General features: G+C 51.7%; 20 protein-coding genes. 19 read left to right on the plus strand and 1 reads right to left on the minus strand.

Annotated features, from left to right (window positions below; all coding sequences use genetic code 11):
- The first annotated feature begins 52 nt into the window (after positions 1-52).
- The 12 genes from msrP (at position 53) to EoCCA6_RS09550 (ending at position 9,704) form a co-directional block, all read left to right on the plus strand.
- Positions 53-1,054, plus strand: coding sequence for a protein-methionine-sulfoxide reductase catalytic subunit MsrP (msrP, locus tag EoCCA6_RS09490; protein WP_152082464.1), 1,002 nt, complete (start codon positions 53-55; stop codon positions 1,052-1,054).
- Positions 1,055-1,654, plus strand: a complete 600-nt coding sequence (gene msrQ, locus EoCCA6_RS09495) for a protein-methionine-sulfoxide reductase heme-binding subunit MsrQ (RefSeq protein ID WP_152082465.1) — start codon at positions 1,055-1,057, stop codon at positions 1,652-1,654. It abuts the gene before it with no gap.
- Between the two features lie 234 nt (positions 1,655-1,888).
- Positions 1,889-2,341 carry a type II 3-dehydroquinate dehydratase gene (gene aroQ, locus EoCCA6_RS09505; RefSeq protein ID WP_025756653.1) on the plus strand — a complete coding sequence of 151 codons (453 nt, stop codon included), beginning with the start codon at positions 1,889-1,891 and terminating at the stop codon, positions 2,339-2,341.
- Between the two features lie 21 nt (positions 2,342-2,362).
- Entirely contained in the window at positions 2,363-2,824 is a 462-nt protein-coding gene (gene accB, locus EoCCA6_RS09510) for an acetyl-CoA carboxylase biotin carboxyl carrier protein (RefSeq protein WP_010436174.1), read from the plus strand.
- Between the two features lie 10 nt (positions 2,825-2,834).
- Positions 2,835-4,184 carry an acetyl-CoA carboxylase biotin carboxylase subunit gene (gene accC / locus EoCCA6_RS09515; protein WP_003860388.1) on the plus strand — a complete coding sequence of 450 codons (1,350 nt, stop codon included), beginning with the start codon at positions 2,835-2,837 and terminating at the stop codon, positions 4,182-4,184.
- A gap of 108 nt (positions 4,185-4,292) precedes the next feature.
- Entirely contained in the window at positions 4,293-4,535 is a 243-nt protein-coding gene (locus EoCCA6_RS09520) for a YhdT family protein (protein ID WP_152082467.1), read from the plus strand.
- On the plus strand, positions 4,525-5,976 hold the full coding sequence (gene panF / locus EoCCA6_RS09525) for a sodium/pantothenate symporter (protein WP_152084430.1): 1,452 nt from the start codon (positions 4,525-4,527) through the stop codon (positions 5,974-5,976). Before EoCCA6_RS09520 ends, panF begins: the two co-directional genes overlap by 11 nt.
- 11 nt (positions 5,977-5,987) lie before the next feature.
- On the plus strand, positions 5,988-6,869 hold the full coding sequence (gene prmA, locus EoCCA6_RS09530) for a 50S ribosomal protein L11 methyltransferase (RefSeq protein ID WP_152082468.1): 882 nt from the start codon (positions 5,988-5,990) through the stop codon (positions 6,867-6,869).
- Between the two features lie 137 nt (positions 6,870-7,006).
- Positions 7,007-7,747 (plus strand): carbonic anhydrase, encoded by a 741-nt coding sequence (locus EoCCA6_RS09535; RefSeq protein WP_152082469.1) that lies wholly within the window; start codon positions 7,007-7,009, stop codon positions 7,745-7,747.
- A 329-nt stretch (positions 7,748-8,076) separates the two neighbouring features.
- A complete protein-coding gene (gene dusB, locus EoCCA6_RS09540) occupies positions 8,077-9,042 on the plus strand; it encodes a tRNA dihydrouridine synthase DusB (RefSeq protein ID WP_152082470.1) in 966 nt (321 codons plus the stop codon).
- Between the two features lie 23 nt (positions 9,043-9,065).
- Positions 9,066-9,362, plus strand: a complete 297-nt coding sequence (gene fis / locus EoCCA6_RS09545; protein ID WP_000462905.1) for a DNA-binding transcriptional regulator Fis — start codon at positions 9,066-9,068, stop codon at positions 9,360-9,362.
- A gap of 177 nt (positions 9,363-9,539) precedes the next feature.
- A complete protein-coding gene (locus tag EoCCA6_RS09550) occupies positions 9,540-9,704 on the plus strand; it encodes a DUF2556 family protein (RefSeq protein ID WP_063450987.1) in 165 nt (54 codons plus the stop codon).
- Between the two features lie 219 nt (positions 9,705-9,923).
- On the opposite strand, the gene envR is transcribed toward EoCCA6_RS09550, so the two are convergent.
- On the minus strand, positions 9,924-10,571 hold the full coding sequence (gene envR, locus EoCCA6_RS09555; RefSeq protein ID WP_152082471.1) for an acrEF/envCD operon transcriptional regulator: 648 nt from the start codon (positions 10,569-10,571) through the stop codon (positions 9,924-9,926).
- A 399-nt stretch (positions 10,572-10,970) separates the two neighbouring features.
- Here envR and EoCCA6_RS09560 point away from each other — a divergent pair, with 399 nt between their 5' ends.
- From EoCCA6_RS09560 to EoCCA6_RS09590, 7 genes are all read left to right on the plus strand, one after another.
- Positions 10,971-12,110, plus strand: a complete 1,140-nt coding sequence (locus EoCCA6_RS09560) for an efflux RND transporter periplasmic adaptor subunit (RefSeq protein ID WP_152082472.1) — start codon at positions 10,971-10,973, stop codon at positions 12,108-12,110.
- 11 nt (positions 12,111-12,121) lie between these two features.
- A complete protein-coding gene (locus EoCCA6_RS09565; protein WP_152082473.1) occupies positions 12,122-15,235 on the plus strand; it encodes an efflux RND transporter permease subunit in 3,114 nt (1,037 codons plus the stop codon).
- Positions 15,236-15,485: 250 nt separating this feature from the next.
- On the plus strand, positions 15,486-15,707 hold the full coding sequence (locus tag EoCCA6_RS09570) for a lipoprotein (protein ID WP_008502867.1): 222 nt from the start codon (positions 15,486-15,488) through the stop codon (positions 15,705-15,707).
- A 477-nt stretch (positions 15,708-16,184) separates the two neighbouring features.
- The gene (locus EoCCA6_RS09575; RefSeq protein ID WP_152082474.1) at positions 16,185-17,210 is read left to right on the plus strand and encodes an amino acid ABC transporter substrate-binding protein; all 1,026 of its coding nucleotides are present in this window, start codon (positions 16,185-16,187) and stop codon (positions 17,208-17,210) included.
- 67 nt (positions 17,211-17,277) lie between these two features.
- Positions 17,278-18,459, plus strand: coding sequence for an amino acid ABC transporter permease (locus tag EoCCA6_RS09580; RefSeq protein WP_152082475.1), 1,182 nt, complete (start codon positions 17,278-17,280; stop codon positions 18,457-18,459).
- Positions 18,460-18,468: 9 nt separating this feature from the next.
- Complete coding sequence (locus EoCCA6_RS09585) at positions 18,469-19,572, plus strand: amino acid ABC transporter permease (RefSeq protein WP_152082476.1); 1,104 nt, start codon at positions 18,469-18,471, stop codon at positions 19,570-19,572.
- Between the two features lie 7 nt (positions 19,573-19,579).
- Entirely contained in the window at positions 19,580-20,338 is a 759-nt protein-coding gene (locus EoCCA6_RS09590; RefSeq protein WP_152082477.1) for an amino acid ABC transporter ATP-binding protein, read from the plus strand.
- Positions 20,339-20,352: the final 14 nt, after the last annotated feature.

Genomic DNA, 20,352 nt, shown 5'->3' on the forward strand with positions numbered 1-20,352 from the left:
CGCTAACCCTTCTCCTCCGTCATGCTTAGAAAAACGCATGACGGAGGAAGCCATGAAAACCCGAAAACTGACGGAAGCCGACGTTACGTCCGAATCTGTCTTTATGTTACAGCGCCGCCAGATCCTGAAAATGCTGGGTATCAGCGCGACCGCGCTAACGCTTTCCCCGGCAGCGCATGCTGATTTGCTTGACTGGTTTAAAGGCAACGATCGCCCGAAAGCGCCCTCCGGTGCCCCGCTCACCTTTACGAAGCCTGCTGAGTGGCAAAATAAACTGACGCTGACGCCGGAAGATAAAGTTACCGGCTATAACAATTTCTACGAATTTGGTCTGGATAAGGCCGATCCTGCTGCCAACGCGGGCAGCATGAAAACCGACCCGTGGACGTTAAAAATCGATGGCGAAGTGGCAAAGCCGCTGACGCTGGACCACCACGATCTCACCACCCGTTTCCCGCTCGAAGAGCGTATTTATCGCATGCGCTGTGTGGAAGCCTGGTCGATGGTGGTGCCCTGGGTCGGGTTCCCGCTGCATAAACTGCTGGCGATGGTTGAGCCCACCAGCAATGCGAAATATGTCGCCTTCCAGACGCGCTATGCCCCGGACGAGATGCCTGGCCAGAAAGACCGGTTCATCGGCGGCGGGCTTGAGTATCCTTATGTCGAGGGATTACGGCTCGATGAGGCGATGCATCCGCTTACGCTGCTGACCGTGGGTGTTTACGGTAAAGCACTGCCGCCGCAGAACGGTGCACCTGTCCGTTTAACCGTGCCGTGGAAATATGGTTTCAAAGGGATCAAATCTATCGTCAGTATTAAGCTCACCCGCGAACGCCCGCCAACCACCTGGAATCTGGCCGCGCCAGACGAATACGGCTTTTTTGCCAATGTGAATCCGCATGTGGATCATCCCCGCTGGTCACAGGCCACTGAACGGTTTATCGGTTCTGGCGGCGCGCTGGATGTTAAGCGTCAGCCAACGCTGCTGTTTAATGGCTATGCGGATGAAGTGGCGTCGCTGTATCGCGGGCTTAATTTACGGGAGAACTTCTGAGTGCGTTTAACGGCAAAGCAGATAACCTGGCTGAAAGTGCTGCTTCACTTAGCCGGTTTGCTTCCTTTTATCTGGCTGTTTTGGGCAGCCAGTCACGGTGCGTTTAGCGCCGACCCGGCAAAAGATATTCAACACTTTACGGGTAGGATGGCTCTGAAATTTTTACTGGCGACCTTGTTGGTTTCCCCGCTCGCGCGCTACGCTAAACAGCCATTATTGATACGCACCCGTCGGCTGTTGGGGCTATGGTGTTTTGCCTGGGCGACGCTTCACCTCACCAGCTATGCGTTGCTTGAGCTTGGGATTAACAACCTGACACTGCTGGGTAGTGAGCTGGTGACGCGCCCGTATCTGACGCTGGGTATTGTGAGCTGGATGATTTTACTGGCGCTGGCGCTAACGTCTACCCAATATGCGCAGCGAAAACTGGGCAGGCGCTGGCAATTGCTGCACAATTTCGTCTATCTTGTCGCGATCCTCGCCCCCATTCATTACCTGTGGTCGGTGAAGATTTTATCCCCTCAGCCCATCCTCTATGCGCTGCTGGCATTGGCGCTTTTAGCATGGCGTTACAAGAAGTTCCGCCAGTGGTTGCGATAGTTCGCGAAACTGTGCGTTTTCCCGCAGAAAACTTATCAACCGTGAATCTTTTTCTGATAGCGGTTGATAATCTTCCCTGATAAGACCAGTATTTAGCTGCCAAATGCTACGAAATCGTTATAATGTGCGACTTTGGTTTTCCTGACAGGGGTTTCAGGCCTCTGAAAAGGTGACAATCGCGCATCGAAGGTATATTTTGTTTTTTACCGGAGAATCGCAGGAGATAGCGGCACAATGGCTGATAAATTCCAGATCTTAGTTTTGAACGGACCGAACCTGAACATGCTCGGCACCCGTGAGCCAGAGAAGTATGGCACGCTGACATTGAGTGAAATTGTTAACCGTCTGGGTACGGAAGCCGCTTCGCTCAATGTGGATTTGGACCATTTTCAGTCTAACGCGGAGTACGCACTCATCGACCGTATTCATCAGGCTAAAGACAATGTGGACTATATCCTGATCAATCCGGCCGCGTTTACGCACACCAGTGTTGCTATCCGCGACGCACTGCTTGCGGTGAGTATCCCGTTTATCGAGATCCACCTGAGTAACGTGCACGCCCGAGAGCCGTTCCGCCACCATTCCTATTTGTCGGATATCGCCGCTGGCGTGATCTGTGGTCTGGGTGCAGACGGTTATTCATACGCTTTACAGACAGCGGTCAAACGCTTGTCACAATCACACTAAACAAGAGTACGGAACCCACTCATGGATATTCGTAAGATTAAAAAACTGATCGAGCTGGTTGAAGAATCAGGCATCTCCGAACTGGAAATTTCTGAAGGCGAAGAGTCTGTACGCATCAGCCGTGCAGCCCCAGCCGCTAGCTTCCCGGTAATGCAGCAAGCCTATGCTGCGCCAGTGCAGCAGCCTGCGCTTTCCGCAGCCGTTGCGCCAGCAGCAGAAGCCGCACCTGCAGCAGCTGCAGAAATCAGTGGTCACATCGTACGTTCCCCAATGGTTGGTACTTTCTACCGCACCCCGAGCCCGGACGCGAAAGCGTTCATCGAAGTGGGTCAGAAAGTCAACGTAGGCGATACCCTGTGCATCGTTGAAGCCATGAAAATGATGAACCAAATCGAAGCAGACAAATCAGGTACTGTGAAAGCGATTCTGGTCGAAAGTGGTCAGCCGGTAGAATTTGACGAGCCGCTGGTCGTCATCGAGTAACGAGGCGAACATGCTGGATAAAATTGTCATCGCCAACCGCGGCGAGATTGCACTGCGTATTCTTCGTGCCTGTAAAGAACTGGGCATCAAGACCGTCGCTGTGCACTCAAGCGCGGATCGCGATTTAAAACACGTATTGCTGGCGGATGAGACGGTCTGTATTGGCCCGGCTCCGTCCGTAAAAAGCTATCTGAACATCCCGGCTATCATCAGCGCCGCTGAAATCACCGGCGCGGTGGCTATTCATCCGGGTTATGGTTTCCTCTCTGAGAACGCCAACTTTGCCGAGCAGGTTGAACGCTCTGGCTTTATCTTCATCGGCCCGAAAGCTGACACCATCCGCCTGATGGGCGACAAAGTGTCTGCTATCACCGCGATGAAGAAAGCCGGTGTGCCAACCGTTCCCGGCTCCGACGGCCCTCTGACCGACGACATGGATGCTAACCGTGCTCATGCGAAACGCATTGGCTACCCGGTGATCATCAAGGCGTCTGGCGGCGGCGGCGGTCGCGGTATGCGCGTTGTGCGCAGCGATGCTGAACTGGCGCAGTCCATCTCCATGACCAAAGCGGAAGCGAAAGCGGCTTTCAGCAATGACATGGTGTACATGGAAAAATACCTGGAAAACCCACGCCACATCGAAATTCAGGTGTTGGCTGACGGTCAGGGTAACGCGATTTATCTGGCTGAACGTGACTGCTCCATGCAGCGTCGTCACCAGAAAGTGGTCGAAGAAGCGCCAGCACCGGGCATTACGCCTGAACTGCGTCGCTACATCGGCGAGCGTTGCGCCAAAGCGTGTGTCGATATCGGCTATCGCGGGGCGGGTACTTTCGAGTTCCTGTTCGAAAACGGCGAGTTCTACTTCATTGAGATGAACACCCGTATTCAGGTTGAACATCCGGTTACCGAAATGATCACCGGCGTTGACCTGATCAAAGAACAGCTGCGTATCGCTGCCGGTCAGCCACTGTCCATCAAACAGGAAGAAGTTGTGGTGAAAGGCCATGCGGTAGAGTGCCGTATTAACGCCGAAGACCCGAATACCTTCCTGCCAAGTCCGGGTAAAATCACGCGTTTCCACGCGCCGGGCGGCTTTGGTGTGCGCTGGGAGTCTCATATTTACGCCGGTTACACCGTACCGCCGTACTATGATTCAATGATCGGTAAACTTATCTGCTACGGCGAAAACCGTGACGTGGCGATTGCCCGCATGAAAAATGCCCTGCAGGAGCTGATCATCGACGGTATCAAAACCAACGTTGATCTGCAGATGCGTATCATGAGCGACGAGCACTTCCAGAATGGTGGAACCAACATCCACTATCTGGAGAAAAAACTCGGTCTGAACGAGAAGTAAGAAAGCATTAATGCGAAAAGGCCGGATTATCCGGCCTTTTTTATTTCTGGGGATCGTAAAGCCCCATCATGTACAATCCCCGCTTTCTTCATCCACAAGGGACAACAAATGGACAAGCGTTTTGTTCAGGCCCATAAAGAAGCGCGCTGGGCGCTGTGGCTGACCCTTTTCTATCTTGCCGCATGGTTAGTAACTGCTTACTTACCTGATTCAACCATCGGGATTACCGGCCTGCCACACTGGTTTGAAATGGCCTGCCTGCTGGTGCCGCTGGTATTTATCCTGCTGTGCTGGGCGATGGTGAAATTCATCTACCGCGATATTCCACTGGAGGACGATGATGCAGCCTGAAGTTATTCTGCCGCTTATCGCTTACCTGCTGGTCGTGTTTGGTTTGTCTGTTTATGCCATGCGTAAAAGGACGACCGGCACCTTCCTGAATGAGTATTTCCTCGGTAGCCGTTCGATGGGCGGCGTCGTGCTGGCCATGACGCTCACTGCCACTTATATCAGCGCCAGCTCATTTATAGGCGGTCCCGGCGCAGCCTATAAATACGGGCTAGGCTGGGTACTGCTGGCCATGATCCAGCTTCCTGCCGTCTGGCTCTCTCTGGGCGTTCTGGGCAAAAAGTTTGCCATCCTGGCTCGCCGTTATAATGCCGTGACGCTGAACGATATGCTGTTTGCACGCTACCAGAGCCGCTTACTGGTGTGGCTGGCGAGCCTGAGTCTGCTGGTGGCCTTTGTGGGTGCGATGACGGTGCAGTTTATCGGCGGGGCACGCCTGCTGGAAACGGCGGCGGGTATTCCTTACGAAACGGGGCTGCTCATCTTCGGCGTGAGTATCGCGCTCTATACCGCGTTTGGCGGCTTCCGGGCCAGCGTGCTGAACGATACGATGCAGGGAATGGTCATGCTCATCGGCACGATTGTTCTGCTGGTGGGCATTGTTCACGCTGCGGGTGGCCTGAGTCATGCCGTTGAAACCCTCGAAGCCATCGACCCGAAACTGGTCTCTCCGCAGGGTGCGGATGACATCCTTTCCCCGACATTTATGACCTCGTTCTGGGTACTGGTGTGCTTTGGCGTGATTGGCCTGCCGCATACCGCCGTGCGGTGTATCTCGTATAAAGACAGCAAAGCCGTACACAGAGGTATCATTATCGGCACGATTGTTGTCGCGATCCTGATGTTTGGCATGCACCTTGCCGGCGCATTAGGGCGCGCGGTGATCCCCGATCTCACCGTGCCGGATCTGGTCATACCTACCCTTATGGTAAAAGTATTGCCGCCATTCGCCGCGGGGATTTTCCTCGCCGCGCCAATGGCCGCCATTATGTCGACAATCAACGCTCAGCTACTGCAAAGTTCCGCTACGATCATTAAAGATCTCTATCTGAACCTGCGTCCTGAGCAGGTGGAGAATGAACGACGCCTGAAGCGTATGTCGGCCGTCATTACTCTGGTGTTAGGAGCATTGCTGCTGTTAGCCGCCTGGCGTCCACCGGAGATGATCATCTGGCTGAACCTGCTCGCCTTCGGCGGCCTGGAAGCCGTCTTCCTGTGGCCGCTGGTATTGGGTCTTTACTGGGAGCGGGCTAATGCAGCAGGCGCGTTAAGCGGCATGATTGTTGGCGGTGTGCTGTATGCCGTTCTCGCAACATTTAATATTCAGTATCTGGGCTTCCATCCGATTGTGCCTTCATTACTGATTAGCTTACTGGCGTTTGTGGTGGGAAACCGTTTCGGTCAGCCCGTTCCGCAGCCCGCCGTGATTTCTACTGATAAATAAAGAGTTTTGCCATGCCGTGGATCCAACTAAAACTGAACACAACCGGCGCTAACGCCGAAGAGCTGAGTGATGCGTTGATGGAGGCCGGTGCGGTCTCGATCACCTTCCAGGACACGCATGACACGCCGGTCTTTGAGCCGCTGCCGGGCGAAACGCGCCTGTGGGGTGATACCGACGTTATCGGCCTGTTCGATGCCGAAACCGACATGAAAGACGTTGTCGCGATCCTTGAGAACCATCCCCTGCTTGGCGTGGGTTTTGTTCATAAAATCGAACAGCTGGAAGACAAAGACTGGGAACGCGAGTGGATGGATAACTTCCACCCGATGCAGTTCGGCAAACGTCTGTGGATCTGCCCGAGCTGGCGCGACGTTCCCGATGAAAGCGCAGTGAACGTGATGCTCGATCCGGGTCTGGCGTTTGGTACAGGTACACATCCAACCACCTCACTGTGCCTGCAGTGGCTGGATAGTCTGGATCTGCAAGGTAAGACGGTGATCGACTTTGGTTGCGGCTCCGGTATTCTCGCCATCGCGGCACTGAAACTGGGTGCAGCAAAAGCTATCGGGATCGACATTGATCCGCAGGCGATTCAGGCCAGCCGCGATAACGCCGAGCGTAATGGCGTATCCGACCGTCTGGAACTGTATCTGCCCGATGCACAGCCAGAGGCGATGAAAGCCGATGTGGTGGTCGCAAACATTCTGGCAGGCCCATTACGCGAGCTGGCACCGTTAATCAGCGTGCTGCCCGTTGAGGGCGGTCTGCTCGGTCTTTCTGGCATCCTGGCAAGCCAGGCTGACAGCGTTTGTGAAGCCTACGCCGATCTCTTTACGCTCGACCCCGTGGTTGAGAAAGAAGAGTGGTGCCGCATTACCGGCCGTAAAAAATAAGCATTTGGCGTGGTCATCTGACCACGCCTTTCCCTTTCTGATATTCCTCCCGCCCTCTGACGTTCTTCGCTAAAATACCCCCTCAAATCATAATGATAATCATTGATTTGGATAATAAAATTCACAGGAAGAATGTTATGAATCACTATATTGGCAAGGCAGCACTGCTGGCACTGAGCATGATTTCAGCTTCAGCTTACGCATCACACTGGAGCTACGAAGGCGAAGGCGCGCCTGAACACTGGAGCGAACTGGACGATGCATACAAGACCTGTCTCAGTGGAATGAATCAATCACCGATTAACATCGATTCGACCGCTAAAGCCCATTTAACGCCACTGCAAACACACTATAGCGATGGCCCGATTACCCTGACAAATAACGGCCATACCATCCAGGCAGGCGAAAAAGCGGATACGCGCGACAGTATCACCCTCGATAACCAGACCTGGACCTTACAGCAGTTCCATTTCCATGCCCCGAGCGAAAATACGGTACATGGTAAAAAGTTCGCGATGGAGATGCACCTGGTGCATAAAAATGCCAGTGGGGAACTGGTGGTTGTCGCCGTGATGTTCGATAAAGGAGCGGCAAATTCTGAGCTGGAAAAGCTGTGGGGTGTCATGCCTGGAAAGGTTGATCAGAATGTCACTATCACGCCAAATCTGGATCTGAATAAACTACTGCCGGAGACAAAAACCTTCTGGCGCTTTAGCGGTTCCCTGACCACGCCACCGTGTTCTGAAGGCGTGACCTGGATTGTCCTTAAGGAGCCGATGAGCGTCTCTGCAGAACAACTCGAAAAATTCACCCATACGATGCACCACGATAATAACCGTCCGGTACAGTCGCTGCACGGTCGTCTGGTCGTTGAATAAAGCGCATTTTTGCGCTGAGATCATGTTCTGAAATGCGAGCCAGATTTCAAAGATGGGGGCTAATCTGCTGCTTAAAGCAGCAGATTATGCCGATCAAGTGATTCATTTTTTCAGAAATGATGAGAAGTTACGGGAAATTGTAAGCGCCCATAAAATAATCGCAAAAGCATAACTTAATGATTTAACTAATGAATAATTTTCACTGAAAAGGCAGAGCGGCGATTCCTTGATCTACAACAGAGGATTGTTCAAAGTTTGGCCTTTCATCTCATGCAAAAAATGCGTAATATACGCCGCCTTGCAGTCACAGTATGGTCATTTCTTAACTCATGCGCATCGGACACCACCAGCTCAGAAATCGCCTGATCGCAGCCCCAATGGCAGGTATTACCGACCGGCCGTTCAGGACGCTGTGCTACGAGATGGGAGCAGGGTTAACCGTTTCCGAGATGATGTCGTCTAACCCGCAGGTATGGGAAAGCGACAAGTCCCGCCTTCGGATGGTGCACATTGATGAGCCAGGTATTCGCACCGTGCAAATTGCCGGAAGCGTGCCTGAAGAGATGGCAGACGCCGCGCGTATTAACGTGGAAAGTGGTGCCCAGATTATTGATATTAATATGGGTTGCCCGGCCAAAAAGGTGAATCGCAAACTTGCAGGTTCAGCCCTTCTGCAATACCCCGACCAGGTGCAATCTATCCTGACGGCGGTTGTCAGCGCAGTGGACGTTCCTGTTACGTTGAAGATTCGCACGGGTTGGTCGCCGGAACACCGTAACTGTGTAGAGATTGCCCAACTGGCTGAAGACTGTGGCATTCAGGCCCTGACCATACACGGACGCACTCGCGCCTGTTTGTTTAATGGTGAAGCTGAATACGACAGCATTCGGGCAGTTAAGCAGAAAGTTTCCATTCCGGTTATCGCGAATGGCGACATTACTGACCCGCTTAAAGCCAGAGCTGTGCTCGACTATACGGGAGCTGATGCTCTGATGATAGGACGTGCAGCTCAGGGAAGACCCTGGATCTTTCGGGAAATCCAGCATTATCTGGACACTGGGGAGCTGCTTGCTCCACTGCCTCTGGCAGAGGTCAAGCGCTTGCTTTGTTCGCATGTTCGGGAATTGCATGACTTTTATGGTCAGGCAAAAGGGTACCGAATTGCGCGTAAACACGTCTCCTGGTATCTCCAGGAGCACGCTCCAAATGACCAGTTTCGGCGCACATTCAACGCCATAGAGGATGCCAGCGAACAGCTGGAGGCGTTGGAGGCATACTTCGAAAATTTTGCGTAATGAAATAAAGAGCTGACAGAACTATGTTCGAACAACGCGTAAATTCTGACGTACTGACCGTTTCTACCGTTAACTCTCAGGATCAGGTAACTCAAAAACCCCTGCGTGACTCGGTTAAACAGGCACTGAAGAACTATTTTGCTCAACTGAATGGTCAGGATGTTAATGACCTGTATGAGTTGGTACTGGCTGAAGTTGAACAGCCACTGTTGGACATGGTGATGCAATACACCCGCGGTAACCAAACCCGCGCTGCCCTGATGATGGGTATCAACCGTGGTACTCTGCGTAAGAAACTGAAAAAATACGGCATGAACTGATACTCATCAGCAAATTGCTTGTTTAAAAAGGCGCTACTCGGCATGGGGAAGCGCCTTTTTTATCGCCCTCATTATCCACCGTCAACGCTTTGTAAACCTTCTCTTTCCCCACTTTTAAACCGCTGCATTTCGTGTATATTTCCACCACCTGAAGGTTCTCTTCTCCCGGAATGACACATGATTCGTAAATACTGGTGGCTGGTTGTCTTTGCTGTCTCTGTTTTCCTGTTCGATGCGCTGCTAATGCAGTGGATTGAACTCATGAGCACCGAAACCGATAAGTGTCGCAATATGAATTCCGTGAACCCGCTGAAATTAGTGAATTGCTCAGAGCTTGATTAACCGCCCAACGTCGCATCAACCGTGTTTGCTTAACTGAATGCGGCTGTACGCGTCGCCGGGAGCCAGGGTGTCTCTGCCCGCATCTGGCTGGCGGCGGACGTGGGGGCAATTTCGGTGGCGATTAATACACTGCAGGGTTATTTGCTGGGTAATTACGTGACGGTACAAGCCGTCGAGGAACGTTGTCTGCATGGAAAGTTGTTACTGCCCCGGATGCCTTCATGAAGCGGCGTCGTACACTACCGGCGGTATACGCGTAATATGCAGTGTCGCCAGTATATTGTCGACCAGTGCCGGAGCCTGCTGGTAAAGATTGAAACTGTCGCTATTCATTAACCAGTTTTTAATTATTCCGCTAAAGAAACCATGAAAGACAATCAGTGCCAGATCAATATTAACCTGTGGCGAGATGATGTTTCTCGCAATACAGAGCTCCAGCGTTGTTCGAAGGTGTTCATAGTTAAATCCGATGCGCTTGCGAATTTCACATTCTGAAATCATATCGTCATTAAATTCACACTTATGATACAGAATTTGCAAAAGCGCACATTGACGTGGTTCATGCGCAATATATTGCAACGCAGTGATAAACTGCTCACGAAGGAATAATAAAGGATCATCGTTTTGTGACTGTAACAGCCGGTCGTGAATAATTTCACGCAACGGTAACTGCTGTTCCCAGATGGCATTAAATATTTCTGATTTACTGGAAAAGTGCCAGTAGACCGCCCCGCGAGTCACATGCGCAGCATCGGCGATATCTGTTAGCGTCGTGTTAGTCACACCGCGCGTAGCAAACTGCCCGATGGCTGCTTCGATCAGCTGCTGTCGGGTCTTTTGGGCCTCTTCTTTCTTCTTACGCGCCATAGGTTGCGACTCGTTGCTCACAAGGTTATTGCATTATAAGAAAACACAAAACGGATGGTTTCAATGAAAGTATTCATTAAAATCACTTTTAATTTTGCACAAAAAAAGTCAATCTTCTTAATTTATAATTACAACAAATATATCAATGCAATTAAATTCACAGAACATATGAATGGCGCTAATAAAATTGCTTTTACCTGATTATCTTGTCAGAAGTTTATCCTTTAATGCACTGGGTCAGATTCTGATTTTTGTGTCAGCAGGCTTATCTCCGCACTTATAAATTAAAAAACATTAAATACTCTCATTACTATACGCAGCTACATTTTTACTTTTTGCCCCTAACCCTCTCACCGATTCACGGTAAATATCGGTTAATGGATAGTTAAAGGAATAGTAATGACGAATCATTTCAGACTCTTACCCTTATCCGGTTTTATTGTCTGCGCTGCGCTACTCGCCGGGTGCGATGGGCAGGAAAACACGCAACAGCATGCACAAGCCCCTCAGGTCAGCGTTTACCTTGTTAAAAGCGCACCATTGGCTGTGACGACTGAGTTGCCGGGCAGAACAGACGCTTTTCGCGTCGCGGAGGTTCGTCCTCAGGTGAGCGGTATTATTCTGCGTCGCAATTTCGCGGAAGGTAGCGATGTGAAAGCGGGTGACTCTCTCTACCAAATTGATCCTGCAACCTATCAGGCCGCCTATGACAGCGCGAAAGGCGAGCTGGCAAAAGCGCAAGCCGCGGCAAATATCGCCCATTTGACGGTGAAACGTTATGTCCCGCTGGTTGGCACACAATATGTCAGCAAGCAGGAGTACGATCAGGCGGTCGCAACTGCGCAGCAGGCTGATGCCAGCGTCGTTGCCGCACAGGCTGGCGTTGAAAGCGCGCGTATTAATCTTGCTTACACCAAAGTCACTTCGCCAATTGACGGGCGCATCGGCAAGTCCAGCGTCACAGAGGGGGCACTGGTCACGAACGGGCAATCTACCGCGCTGGCGACCGTACAGCAGCTCGATCCAATCTATGTTGATGTCACACAATCCAGCAGCGACTTTATGCGTCTGAAACAGACGAGTCTGCAAAAAGGTGACAGCACCAGCACCGTCGAGTTGGTCATGGAAAATGGCCAGCCCTACCCGCTGAAAGGCACGCTGCAGTTCTCCGATGTAACGGTCGACGAAAGCACCGGCTCAATCACGCTGCGCGCCATCTTCCCTAACCCTCAACATATGCTTCTGCCGGGCATGTTTGTGCGTGCCCGCATAGATGAAGGTACGCAGCCGGACGCCATTCTGGTCCCTCAACAGGGCGTAACCCGTACACCGCGTGGAGAAGCAACCGTACTGGTTGTGAACGATAAAAACCAGGTTGAATCACGCACAATTGTTGCGCCACAGGCTATTGGCGATCGCTGGCTGGTCACGGAAGGGCTGAAAAATGGCGATCGTGTCATTGTCAGCGGCTTACAAAAAGTCCGCCCAGGTGTCACCGTCGTGGCAACGCCTGAAACCGCCGCCAAACCAGCCAGTTAAGGGACGACAGCATGGCTAACTTCTTTATTCAACGGCCTGTTTTCGCCTGGGTTCTCGCCATCATTCTGATGATTGCGGGCGGGCTGGCTATTTTAAAACTGCCTGTTGCACAATATCCGACTATTGCACCGCCTGCGGTTGCCGTAACGGCGACCTACCCTGGCGCAGATGCGCAGACGGTTCAGGATACTGTCACGCAGGTTATCGAGCAGAACATGAACGGCATCGATAACCTGATGTACATGTCGTCCACCAGCGATTCTGCCGGGAACGTGACTATCACCCTGACCTTCGAGTCGGGTACTGACCCTGATATCGCTCAGGTTCAGGTCCAGAACAAACTTCAGCTGGCAATGCCGCTACTGCCGCAGGAAGTACAGCAGCAGGGTATCGGCGTTGAGAAATCCAGCAGCAGCTTCCTGCTGGTTGCAGGTTTTGTCTCAGATAACAAAAACCTCACCCAGGATGATATCTCTGACTATGTTGCCTCGAACGTTAAAGATGCGATTAGCCGTACTTCTGGAGTAGGTGATGTGCAGCTGTTTGGTGCTCAGTACGCAATGCGTATCTGGCTGGACAGCAACGCAATGAATAAATACCAGCTTACACCGCTGGATGTGATCAACCAGTTGAAAACGCAGAACGACCAGATTGCGGCAGGCCAGTTGGGTGGGACACCTTCCATACCTGGGCAGCAGCTTAACGCGTCCATCATTGCGCAAACTCGCCTGAAATCACCAGAAGAGTTCGGTCGCGTCACACTGAAGGTCAACCAGGACGGCTCTATGGTTCATCTTAAAGATGTGGCCCGTATTGAGCTGGGTGGCGAAAACTACAACATGGTCACCAAAATCAACGGCCAGGCAGCGACCGGTCTTGGGATCAAGCTGGCAACCGGTGCTAACGCACTGGACACCGCTGCGGCCATCAAGAGCAAGCTGGCGCAACTGCAGCCATTCTTCCCTCAGGGGCTGAAAGTTGTTTACCCGTACGACACCACGCCATTCGTTAAGATCTCGATTCACGAAGTGGTGAAAACACTGTTTGAAGCGATCATCCTCGTATTCCTGGTGATGTACCTGTTCCTGCAAAACCTGCGGGCAACACTCATCCCCACAATCGCTGTTCCCGTCGTCCTGCTGGGGACTTTCGCCGTACTGGCGGCGTTTGGTTTCTCCATCAATACTCTGACGATGTTTGGGATGGTGCTGGCGATAGGTCTACTGGTAGATGATGCCATCGTGGTCGTCGAGAACGTCGAACGCGTCATGGTAGAGGACAAATTGCCGCCAAAAGAGGCGACACAGAAGTCGATGGAACAGATCCAGGGCGCACTGGTAGGCATTGCTATGGTGCTGTCGGCGGTCTTTGTTCCGATGGCCTTTTTTGGTGGTTCGACGGGGGCGATCTATCGTCAGTTCTCGCTGACCATCGTCTCTGCAATGGCGCTATCCGTGCTGGTCGCACTGATTTTAACCCCCGCGCTGTGCGCAACATTGCTCAAACCTGTTTCCGATGAACATCACGAAAAAAAAGGTGGGTTCTTTGGCTGGTTTAACGCGCTTTTTGACAAGAGCGTGGAGCATTACAGCAATAGTGTAAGCGGCATTTTACGCAAGACCGGACGTTATCTGCTGGTTTATGTGATCATCGTTGGCGGCATGGCAGTGTTGTTCCTGCGCTTGCCGACATCCTTCCTGCCGGAAGAGGATCAGGGCGTGTTTATGACCATGGTCCAGCTACCCGCCGGTGCAACTCAGATGCGTACCCAGCAGGTGCTAGACCAGGTTCAGGATTACTACCTGACAAAAGAGAAGGCGAACGTTGAATCAGTCTTTACCGTTAACGGGTTTAGCTTTAGCGGGCAGGGTCAAAACTCCGGCATCGCATTCGTGAGCCTGAAGCCCTGGGAAGAACGTCCGGGTGAGGAAAATGGCGTTGGGGCGATTGTTAGCCGCGCGACAAAAGCCTTCAGCCAGATCAAAGATGGCCTTGTCTTCCCGTTCAACCTGCCTGCTATCATTGAACTGGGCACCGCAACAGGTTTCGACTTTGAATTGATTGATCAGGCAAACCTCGGACATGCACAGCTGACGCAAGCGCGTAATCAACTCCTCGGCATGGTAAAAGAGCATCCTGACCTGCTGGTACGTGTGCGTCCTAACGGACTGGAAGATACCCCGCAGTTCAAGCTGGATGTCGACCAGGAGAAAGCGCAAGCCCTGGGCATTAGCCTCTCTGATGTAAACCAGACGATTTCAACGGCCTTAGGTGGCACCTACGTAAACGATTTTATCGACCATGGCCGGGTGAAAAAAGTTTACGTACAGGCCGACGCTCGCTTCCGCATGCTGCCAACGGATATTAATAGCCTTTATGTACGCAGCGCTAACGGTGAAATGGTGCCCTTCTCAGCCTTTAGCAACTCTCATTGGGTATATGGTTCACCGCGTCTGGAGCGCTACAACGGGATGCCTTCCATGGAAATCCTCGGTGAGTCCGCACCCGGTAAAAGTACCGGTGAGGCCATGGTCATGATGGAAAGCCTCGCAGCAAAACTGCCTTCTGGCATCGGTTATGACTGGACGGGGATGTCTTACCAGGAGCGACTTTCCGGTAACCAGGCACCTGCGCTATACGCCATTTCGCTGATTGTCGTGTTCTTATGTCTGGCGGCCCTGTATGAAAGCTGGTCTATCCCGTTCTCCGTAATGCTGGTTGTGCCGCTGGGGGTGATTGGTGCGCTGCTCGCAGCATCAATGCGCGGACTGAACAATGATGTCTATTTCCAGGTAGGTCTGCTCACGACGATTGGTTTGTCTGCTAAAAACGCCATTCTGATTGTTGAATTTGCAAAGGATCTGATGGATAAAGAGGGCAAAGGAATTATTGAAGCCACGCTGGAGGCTTCGCGGATGCGTCTTCGCCCTATCCTGATGACCTCACTGGCCTTTATTCTTGGCGTTATGCCACTGGTGATTAGCAGCGGTGCCGGTAGTGGCGCACAAAACGCCGTCGGGACGGGTGTAATGGGGGGAATGCTGTCCGCAACTCTGCTGGCCATCTTCTTTGTACCTGTTTTCTTTGTGGTTGTCCGTCGACGATTTACGCGTCATAAAGATTAACTCATACCTGAAAGGCACCGCTGGTGCCTTTTTTGTTTAAAAGAAACAGTGGAAATAAAATGTCCCTTAGCTTCATATTTTCTCCATTAATTCATTCGCGAAGCGGCTTTTCTCCATGATTTTTACAATTCACATAATTTGAGATTATTCCCCGTGATAGGGAGGCGTACCACGGTGGTAAAATAATCATCAATTCGTTAATGGTCCTCCTGACTGTATAGCGAATGTGAGAAAACACTGAGGTAACATCATGAAAAGATTCATTTCCGTTGCACTTCTCGCTGCGCTACTCGCTGGCTGCGCGCACGACTCCCCCTGTGTACCGGTATACGACGATCAAGGCCGACTGGTTCATACCAATACCTGTATGAAAGGCACAACTCAGGATAACTGGGAAACTGCAGGCGCGATTGCCGGTGGTGCTGCGGCAGTGGCCGGTTTGACGCTAGGTATCGTCGCCTTGACCAAATAAACTCACTCATTTGAAAGCGCGGCATTGTCCGCGCTTTTGCTTTTAATTAGTGCAGTATTTCCTGGTAAGTAAAAAAATCGCCCTTCTGTCTTCACCAGTTTTAATTTAAAGCAAATTACAATCACATTCTTTTTGTTTCTCTATTCAATTTTCATATTTTATCGTGATGATTTTCACATATTAATCACATTAAAGATCCTGCCAATATTCACGCCAGAAACTATCCATTGTTTAAACCCACCGTTAATCAAACTTTTGCTCTGATTTGTGGCGCAGGTTGGAAATTTGCACCATTTCGGGGCGCTCGATTTATATAACCCTGTCTACACTCAGCATGATGCGCTCATTGATGCCTTATTTCACTGAGCACAAAACCTGGCATTACGTTTGCTTTATAAACGTTGGCCAATGCCACAGACAGGTCAAAGCGTTTTAAAACGCCTTTATAACGATAAATTTCGCCACACAGGATGCATTATGAAAAAGATGATGATAGCCAGCCTGGCCGCCGCGGGCGTGCTGTTTGCTGTAGCCAGCCAGGCCCATGCGGGTACGACACTGGATGCTGTTAAAAAGAAAGGTTTCGTACAATGCGGTATCAGTGACGGATTACCTGGCTTCTCTTATGCCGACGCTAACGGCAAATTTACCGGTATTGATGTTGATGTCTGTCGCGGCGTCGCGGCTGCAGTTTTCGGCGATGACAGCAAAGTGAAATACACGCCGCTGACGGCAAAAGAACGCTTCACTGCGCTGCAGTCCGGCGAAGTGGATATGCTCTCCCGTAATACGACCTGGACCTCCTCTCGTGATGCAGGCATGGGGATGTCCTTTACTGGCGTCACCTATTACGACGGTATCGGTTTCCTGACCCACAACAAAGCGGGCCTGAAAAGCGCCAAAGAACTGGATGGGGCGACCGTTTGTATTCAGGCCGGTACGGATACTGAACTCAACGTCGCAGATTACTTCAAAGCGAATAACATGAAGTACACCCCCGTCACGTTCGATCGTTCAGATGAATCTGCCAAAGCGCTGGAGTCCGGCCGCTGCGATACGCTGGCCTCGGACCAGTCACAGCTGTACGCGCTGCGTATTAAGCTGAGCAACCCGGCGGAGTGGATCGTCCTGCCTGAAGTGATCTCAAAAGAACCTCTCGGACCAGTCGTCCGCCGTGGCGATGAAGACTGGTTCTCCATTGTGCGCTGGACCCTGTTTGCCATGCTGAATGCTGAAGAAATGGGGATTAACTCGAAAAACGTTGATGAGAAAGCCGCGAACCCGTCCACCCCGGATATGGCACATTTGCTGGGCAAAGAGGGTGATTTCGGTAAAGATCTTAAACTTGACAACAAATGGGCCTACAACATCGTTAAACAGGTCGGTAACTACGCAGAGATCTTCGAGCGCAACGTCGGCTCGGAAAGTCCGTTGAAGATCAAACGTGGCCAGAACAATCTCTGGAATAACGGCGGTATTCAGTACGCGCCGCCTGTACGTTAAGTATCTGCTGTAACGGGCACTGCGCTTGCAGTGCCCAATTCAGAGTCACGGTTACCGAGGTTTCTTTATGTCCCATCGCCGCTCAGCCGTAAAAGGATCGCTATCCTTTTCTCATCCCGCGGTCCGCGCGTGGCTATTCCAGGCTATTGCTATCATCGCGGTTGTGGTTGTCGCCGTTTATTTAATCCATAACACCGTTACCAACCTGAACAATCGAGGCATCACCTCCGGTTTTGCTTTCCTCGATCGCAGCGCAGGTTTTGGTATTGTTCAGCATCTTATTGATTATCAGGAAGGCGATACGTACGGACGCGTCTTCATCGTGGGTCTGCTGAATACGTTGCTGGTCTCAGCGCTCTGTATTGTGTTCGCCTCCGTACTGGGATTCTTTATTGGTTTAGCCCGCCTTTCCGAAAACTGGCTACTGCGGAAACTGTCGACCATATACATCGAGACGTTTCGTAATATCCCACCGCTGCTGCAGATCTTTTTCTGGTATTTCGCCGTCCTGCGCAACCTTCCTGGCCCACGCCAGGCTGTGGATGCTTTCGATCTTTTTTTCCTGAGCAACCGCGGGTTATACATCCCTTCTCCACAGGTAGCCGAGGGTCTGTACGGCTTTGTTGTCGCCATTATCATCGCACTTGCGGTTTCAGTGGGGTTGTTCCGTTATAACCGCAAACACCAGATTAAAACCGGCCAGCTTCGTAAGACATGGCCACTCGCGGCAGTGCTTATTATCGGTCTGCCGTTAATCGCTCACGGGTTATCTGGTGCCGCGTTGCACTGGGATATTCCGCATCTGCGTGGTTTTAATTTCCAGGGGGGAATGGTGTTAATCCCTGAGCTGGCGGCCCTGACGCTGGCGCTGTCTATTTATACCTCTGCCTTTATTGCTGAGATTATCCGTGCGGGTATTCAGGCAGTGCCTTACGGGCAGCACGAGGCAGCACGCTCACTGGGGTTGCCGAATACGGTAACGCTTCGTCAGGTCATTATTCCCCAGGCGCTACGGGTCATCATTCCACCGCTGACCAGCCAGTACCTTAACATTGTAAAAAACTCATCGCTGGCCGCCGCGATTGGCTATCCCGATATGGTGTCCCTGTTTGCCGGAACTGTGCTTAACCAGACAGGGCAAGCCATTGAAACTATTGCTATCACAATGTCTGTCTATCTGATTATCAGTCTGGCGATCTCGCTGTTGATGAACCTTTATAACCGCCGCATCGCACTGGTTGAGCGTTAAGGAGCCATGATGACAAAAGCGATATTGTCTCACTCTGCGCGTCCCGCCCGTTCGCCAGGCGGGCGTTACATATCATGGGCACGCAAGAACCTGTTCTCCAGCTGGAGTAATAGCCTGCTGACGATTGTCTGTCTGTGGCTCATGTGGGAACTGATCCCACCGCTACTGAACTGGGCTTTCTTGCAGGCGAACTGGGTGGGTTCCACGCGTGCCGACTGCACGAAAGCGGGCGCATGCTGGGTGTTTATTCACGAGCGTTTTGGTCAGTTCATGTATGGCCTGTATCCGCACGAACAGCGCTGGCGGATTAATCTGGCACTGATTATTGGCCTGATCTCTATCGCCGTGATGTTCTGGAAAAAGCTGCCTCATCGGGGACGTTACATTGCCTGCTGGGCGATTGCTTATCCCATTACTGTATGGGTGCTGTTGTATGGCGGTTTTCTGGGGCTGGAGCGTGTCGAAACCCGTCAATGGGGCGGTCTGACGCTGACGTTAATTATTGCTTCAGTCGGGATAGCAGGTGCATTGCCATGGGGAATTTTACTCGCACTTGGGCGACGTTCAAAAATGCCCATCGTCCGTGTGCTTTCCGTTATTTTCATTGAGTTCTGGCGCGGTGTGCCGCTTATTACCGTTCTGTTTATGTCTTCGGTCATGCTGCCGCTGTTTATGGCAGAAGGCACAACGATAGACAAACTGATCCGCGCCCTGGTCGGCGTGATTTTGTTCCAGTCAGCCTATGTTGCTGAGGTGGTGCGCGGTGGCCTGCAGGCATTACCCAAAGGTCAGTACGAAGCTGCGGAATCACTGGCGCTCGGTTACTGGAAAACACAGGGGCTGGTAATACTTCCGCAGGCACTTAAGCTGGTTATCCCTGGGCTGGTCAACACGATCATCGCACTCTTCAAAGATACCAGTCTGGTGATCATCATCGGATTATTCGATCTCTTCAGCAGCGTGCAGCAGGCTACCGTTGACCCTGTCTGGCTGGGCATGTCCACCGAGGGATATGTCTTCGCTGCTCTGATCTACTGGATCTTCTGTTTTAGTATGTCGCGCTATAGCCAGCACCTGGAGAAGCGCTTTAACACCGGGCGTACACCGCACTGAGGAAATTATGAGCCAGATTAGTATGACACCTGCCGACGCGATGATTACGCTGGAAAACGTTAATAAATGGTATGGACAGTTTCACGTTCTGAAGGACATCAACCTCAAGGTTAAGCAGGGCGAACGAATCGTGCTTTGTGGCCCTTCAGGTTCAGGAAAATCAACGACCATTCGCTGTATTAACCACCTTGAGGAGCATCAACAGGGAAGGATTGTCGTTGATGGTATTGAACTGAATGAAGATGTCCGCAATATCGAGCGCGTACGTCAGGAAGTGGGAATGGTGTTTCAACACTTTAATCTTTTCCCACATCTGACCGTTTTGCAGAACTGCACGCTGGCCCCCATTTGGGTACAAAAGATGCCGAAAAAAGAGGCCGAGGCGCTGGCTATGCACTACCTGGAACGTGTGCGCATCGCTGAACATGCGAACAAATTCCCTGGCCAGATCTCTGGCGGGCAACAGCAACGTGTGGCTATTGCCCGTTCACTGTGCATGAAACCTAAAATTATGCTTTTTGATGAGCCGACATCAGCGCTGGACCCGGAAATGGTAAAAGAGGTGCTGGATACGATGATTGGGTTGGCACAATCCGGGATGACAATGCTGTGCGTGACACATGAGATGGGGTTTGCCAGAACGGTAGCTGACCGGGTGATATTTATGGATCGCGGAGAAATTGTCGAACAGGCTCCACCGGATGAGTTCTTTGCGCATCCGAAGTCAGAACGTACGCGGGTCTTTTTATCGCAGGTGATCCATTAGTCGTTTGCTCTTGC

It is taken from the genome of Enterobacter oligotrophicus (genome assembly GCF_009176645.1).
Lineage (GTDB): Bacteria > Pseudomonadota > Gammaproteobacteria > Enterobacterales > Enterobacteriaceae > Enterobacter > Enterobacter oligotrophicus.

Coding starts and splice junctions, on each gene's coding strand:
- EoCCA6_RS09565 (WP_152082473.1), top strand. CDS start 12,122: ATGGCTAACTTCTTTATTCAACGGCCTGTTTTCGCCTGGGTTCTCGCC.
- EoCCA6_RS09575 (WP_152082474.1), top strand. CDS start 16,185: ATGAAAAAGATGATGATAGCCAGCCTGGCCGCCGCGGGCGTGCTGTTT.
- msrP (WP_152082464.1), top strand. CDS start 53: ATGAAAACCCGAAAACTGACGGAAGCCGACGTTACGTCCGAATCTGTC.
- EoCCA6_RS09550 (WP_063450987.1), top strand. CDS start 9,540: ATGATTCGTAAATACTGGTGGCTGGTTGTCTTTGCTGTCTCTGTTTTC.
- panF (WP_152084430.1), top strand. CDS start 4,525: ATGCAGCCTGAAGTTATTCTGCCGCTTATCGCTTACCTGCTGGTCGTG.
- EoCCA6_RS09580 (WP_152082475.1), top strand. CDS start 17,278: ATGTCCCATCGCCGCTCAGCCGTAAAAGGATCGCTATCCTTTTCTCAT.
- dusB (WP_152082470.1), top strand. CDS start 8,077: ATGCGCATCGGACACCACCAGCTCAGAAATCGCCTGATCGCAGCCCCA.
- prmA (WP_152082468.1), top strand. CDS start 5,988: ATGCCGTGGATCCAACTAAAACTGAACACAACCGGCGCTAACGCCGAA.
- EoCCA6_RS09585 (WP_152082476.1), top strand. CDS start 18,469: ATGACAAAAGCGATATTGTCTCACTCTGCGCGTCCCGCCCGTTCGCCA.
- EoCCA6_RS09560 (WP_152082472.1), top strand. CDS start 10,971: ATGACGAATCATTTCAGACTCTTACCCTTATCCGGTTTTATTGTCTGC.
- aroQ (WP_025756653.1), top strand. CDS start 1,889: ATGGCTGATAAATTCCAGATCTTAGTTTTGAACGGACCGAACCTGAAC.
- fis (WP_000462905.1), top strand. CDS start 9,066: ATGTTCGAACAACGCGTAAATTCTGACGTACTGACCGTTTCTACCGTT.
- accC (WP_003860388.1), top strand. CDS start 2,835: ATGCTGGATAAAATTGTCATCGCCAACCGCGGCGAGATTGCACTGCGT.
- EoCCA6_RS09570 (WP_008502867.1), top strand. CDS start 15,486: ATGAAAAGATTCATTTCCGTTGCACTTCTCGCTGCGCTACTCGCTGGC.
- accB (WP_010436174.1), top strand. CDS start 2,363: ATGGATATTCGTAAGATTAAAAAACTGATCGAGCTGGTTGAAGAATCA.
- EoCCA6_RS09535 (WP_152082469.1), top strand. CDS start 7,007: ATGAATCACTATATTGGCAAGGCAGCACTGCTGGCACTGAGCATGATT.
- envR (WP_152082471.1), bottom strand. CDS start 10,571: ATGGCGCGTAAGAAGAAAGAAGAGGCCCAAAAGACCCGACAGCAGCTG.
- EoCCA6_RS09520 (WP_152082467.1), top strand. CDS start 4,293: ATGGACAAGCGTTTTGTTCAGGCCCATAAAGAAGCGCGCTGGGCGCTG.
- EoCCA6_RS09590 (WP_152082477.1), top strand. CDS start 19,580: ATGAGCCAGATTAGTATGACACCTGCCGACGCGATGATTACGCTGGAA.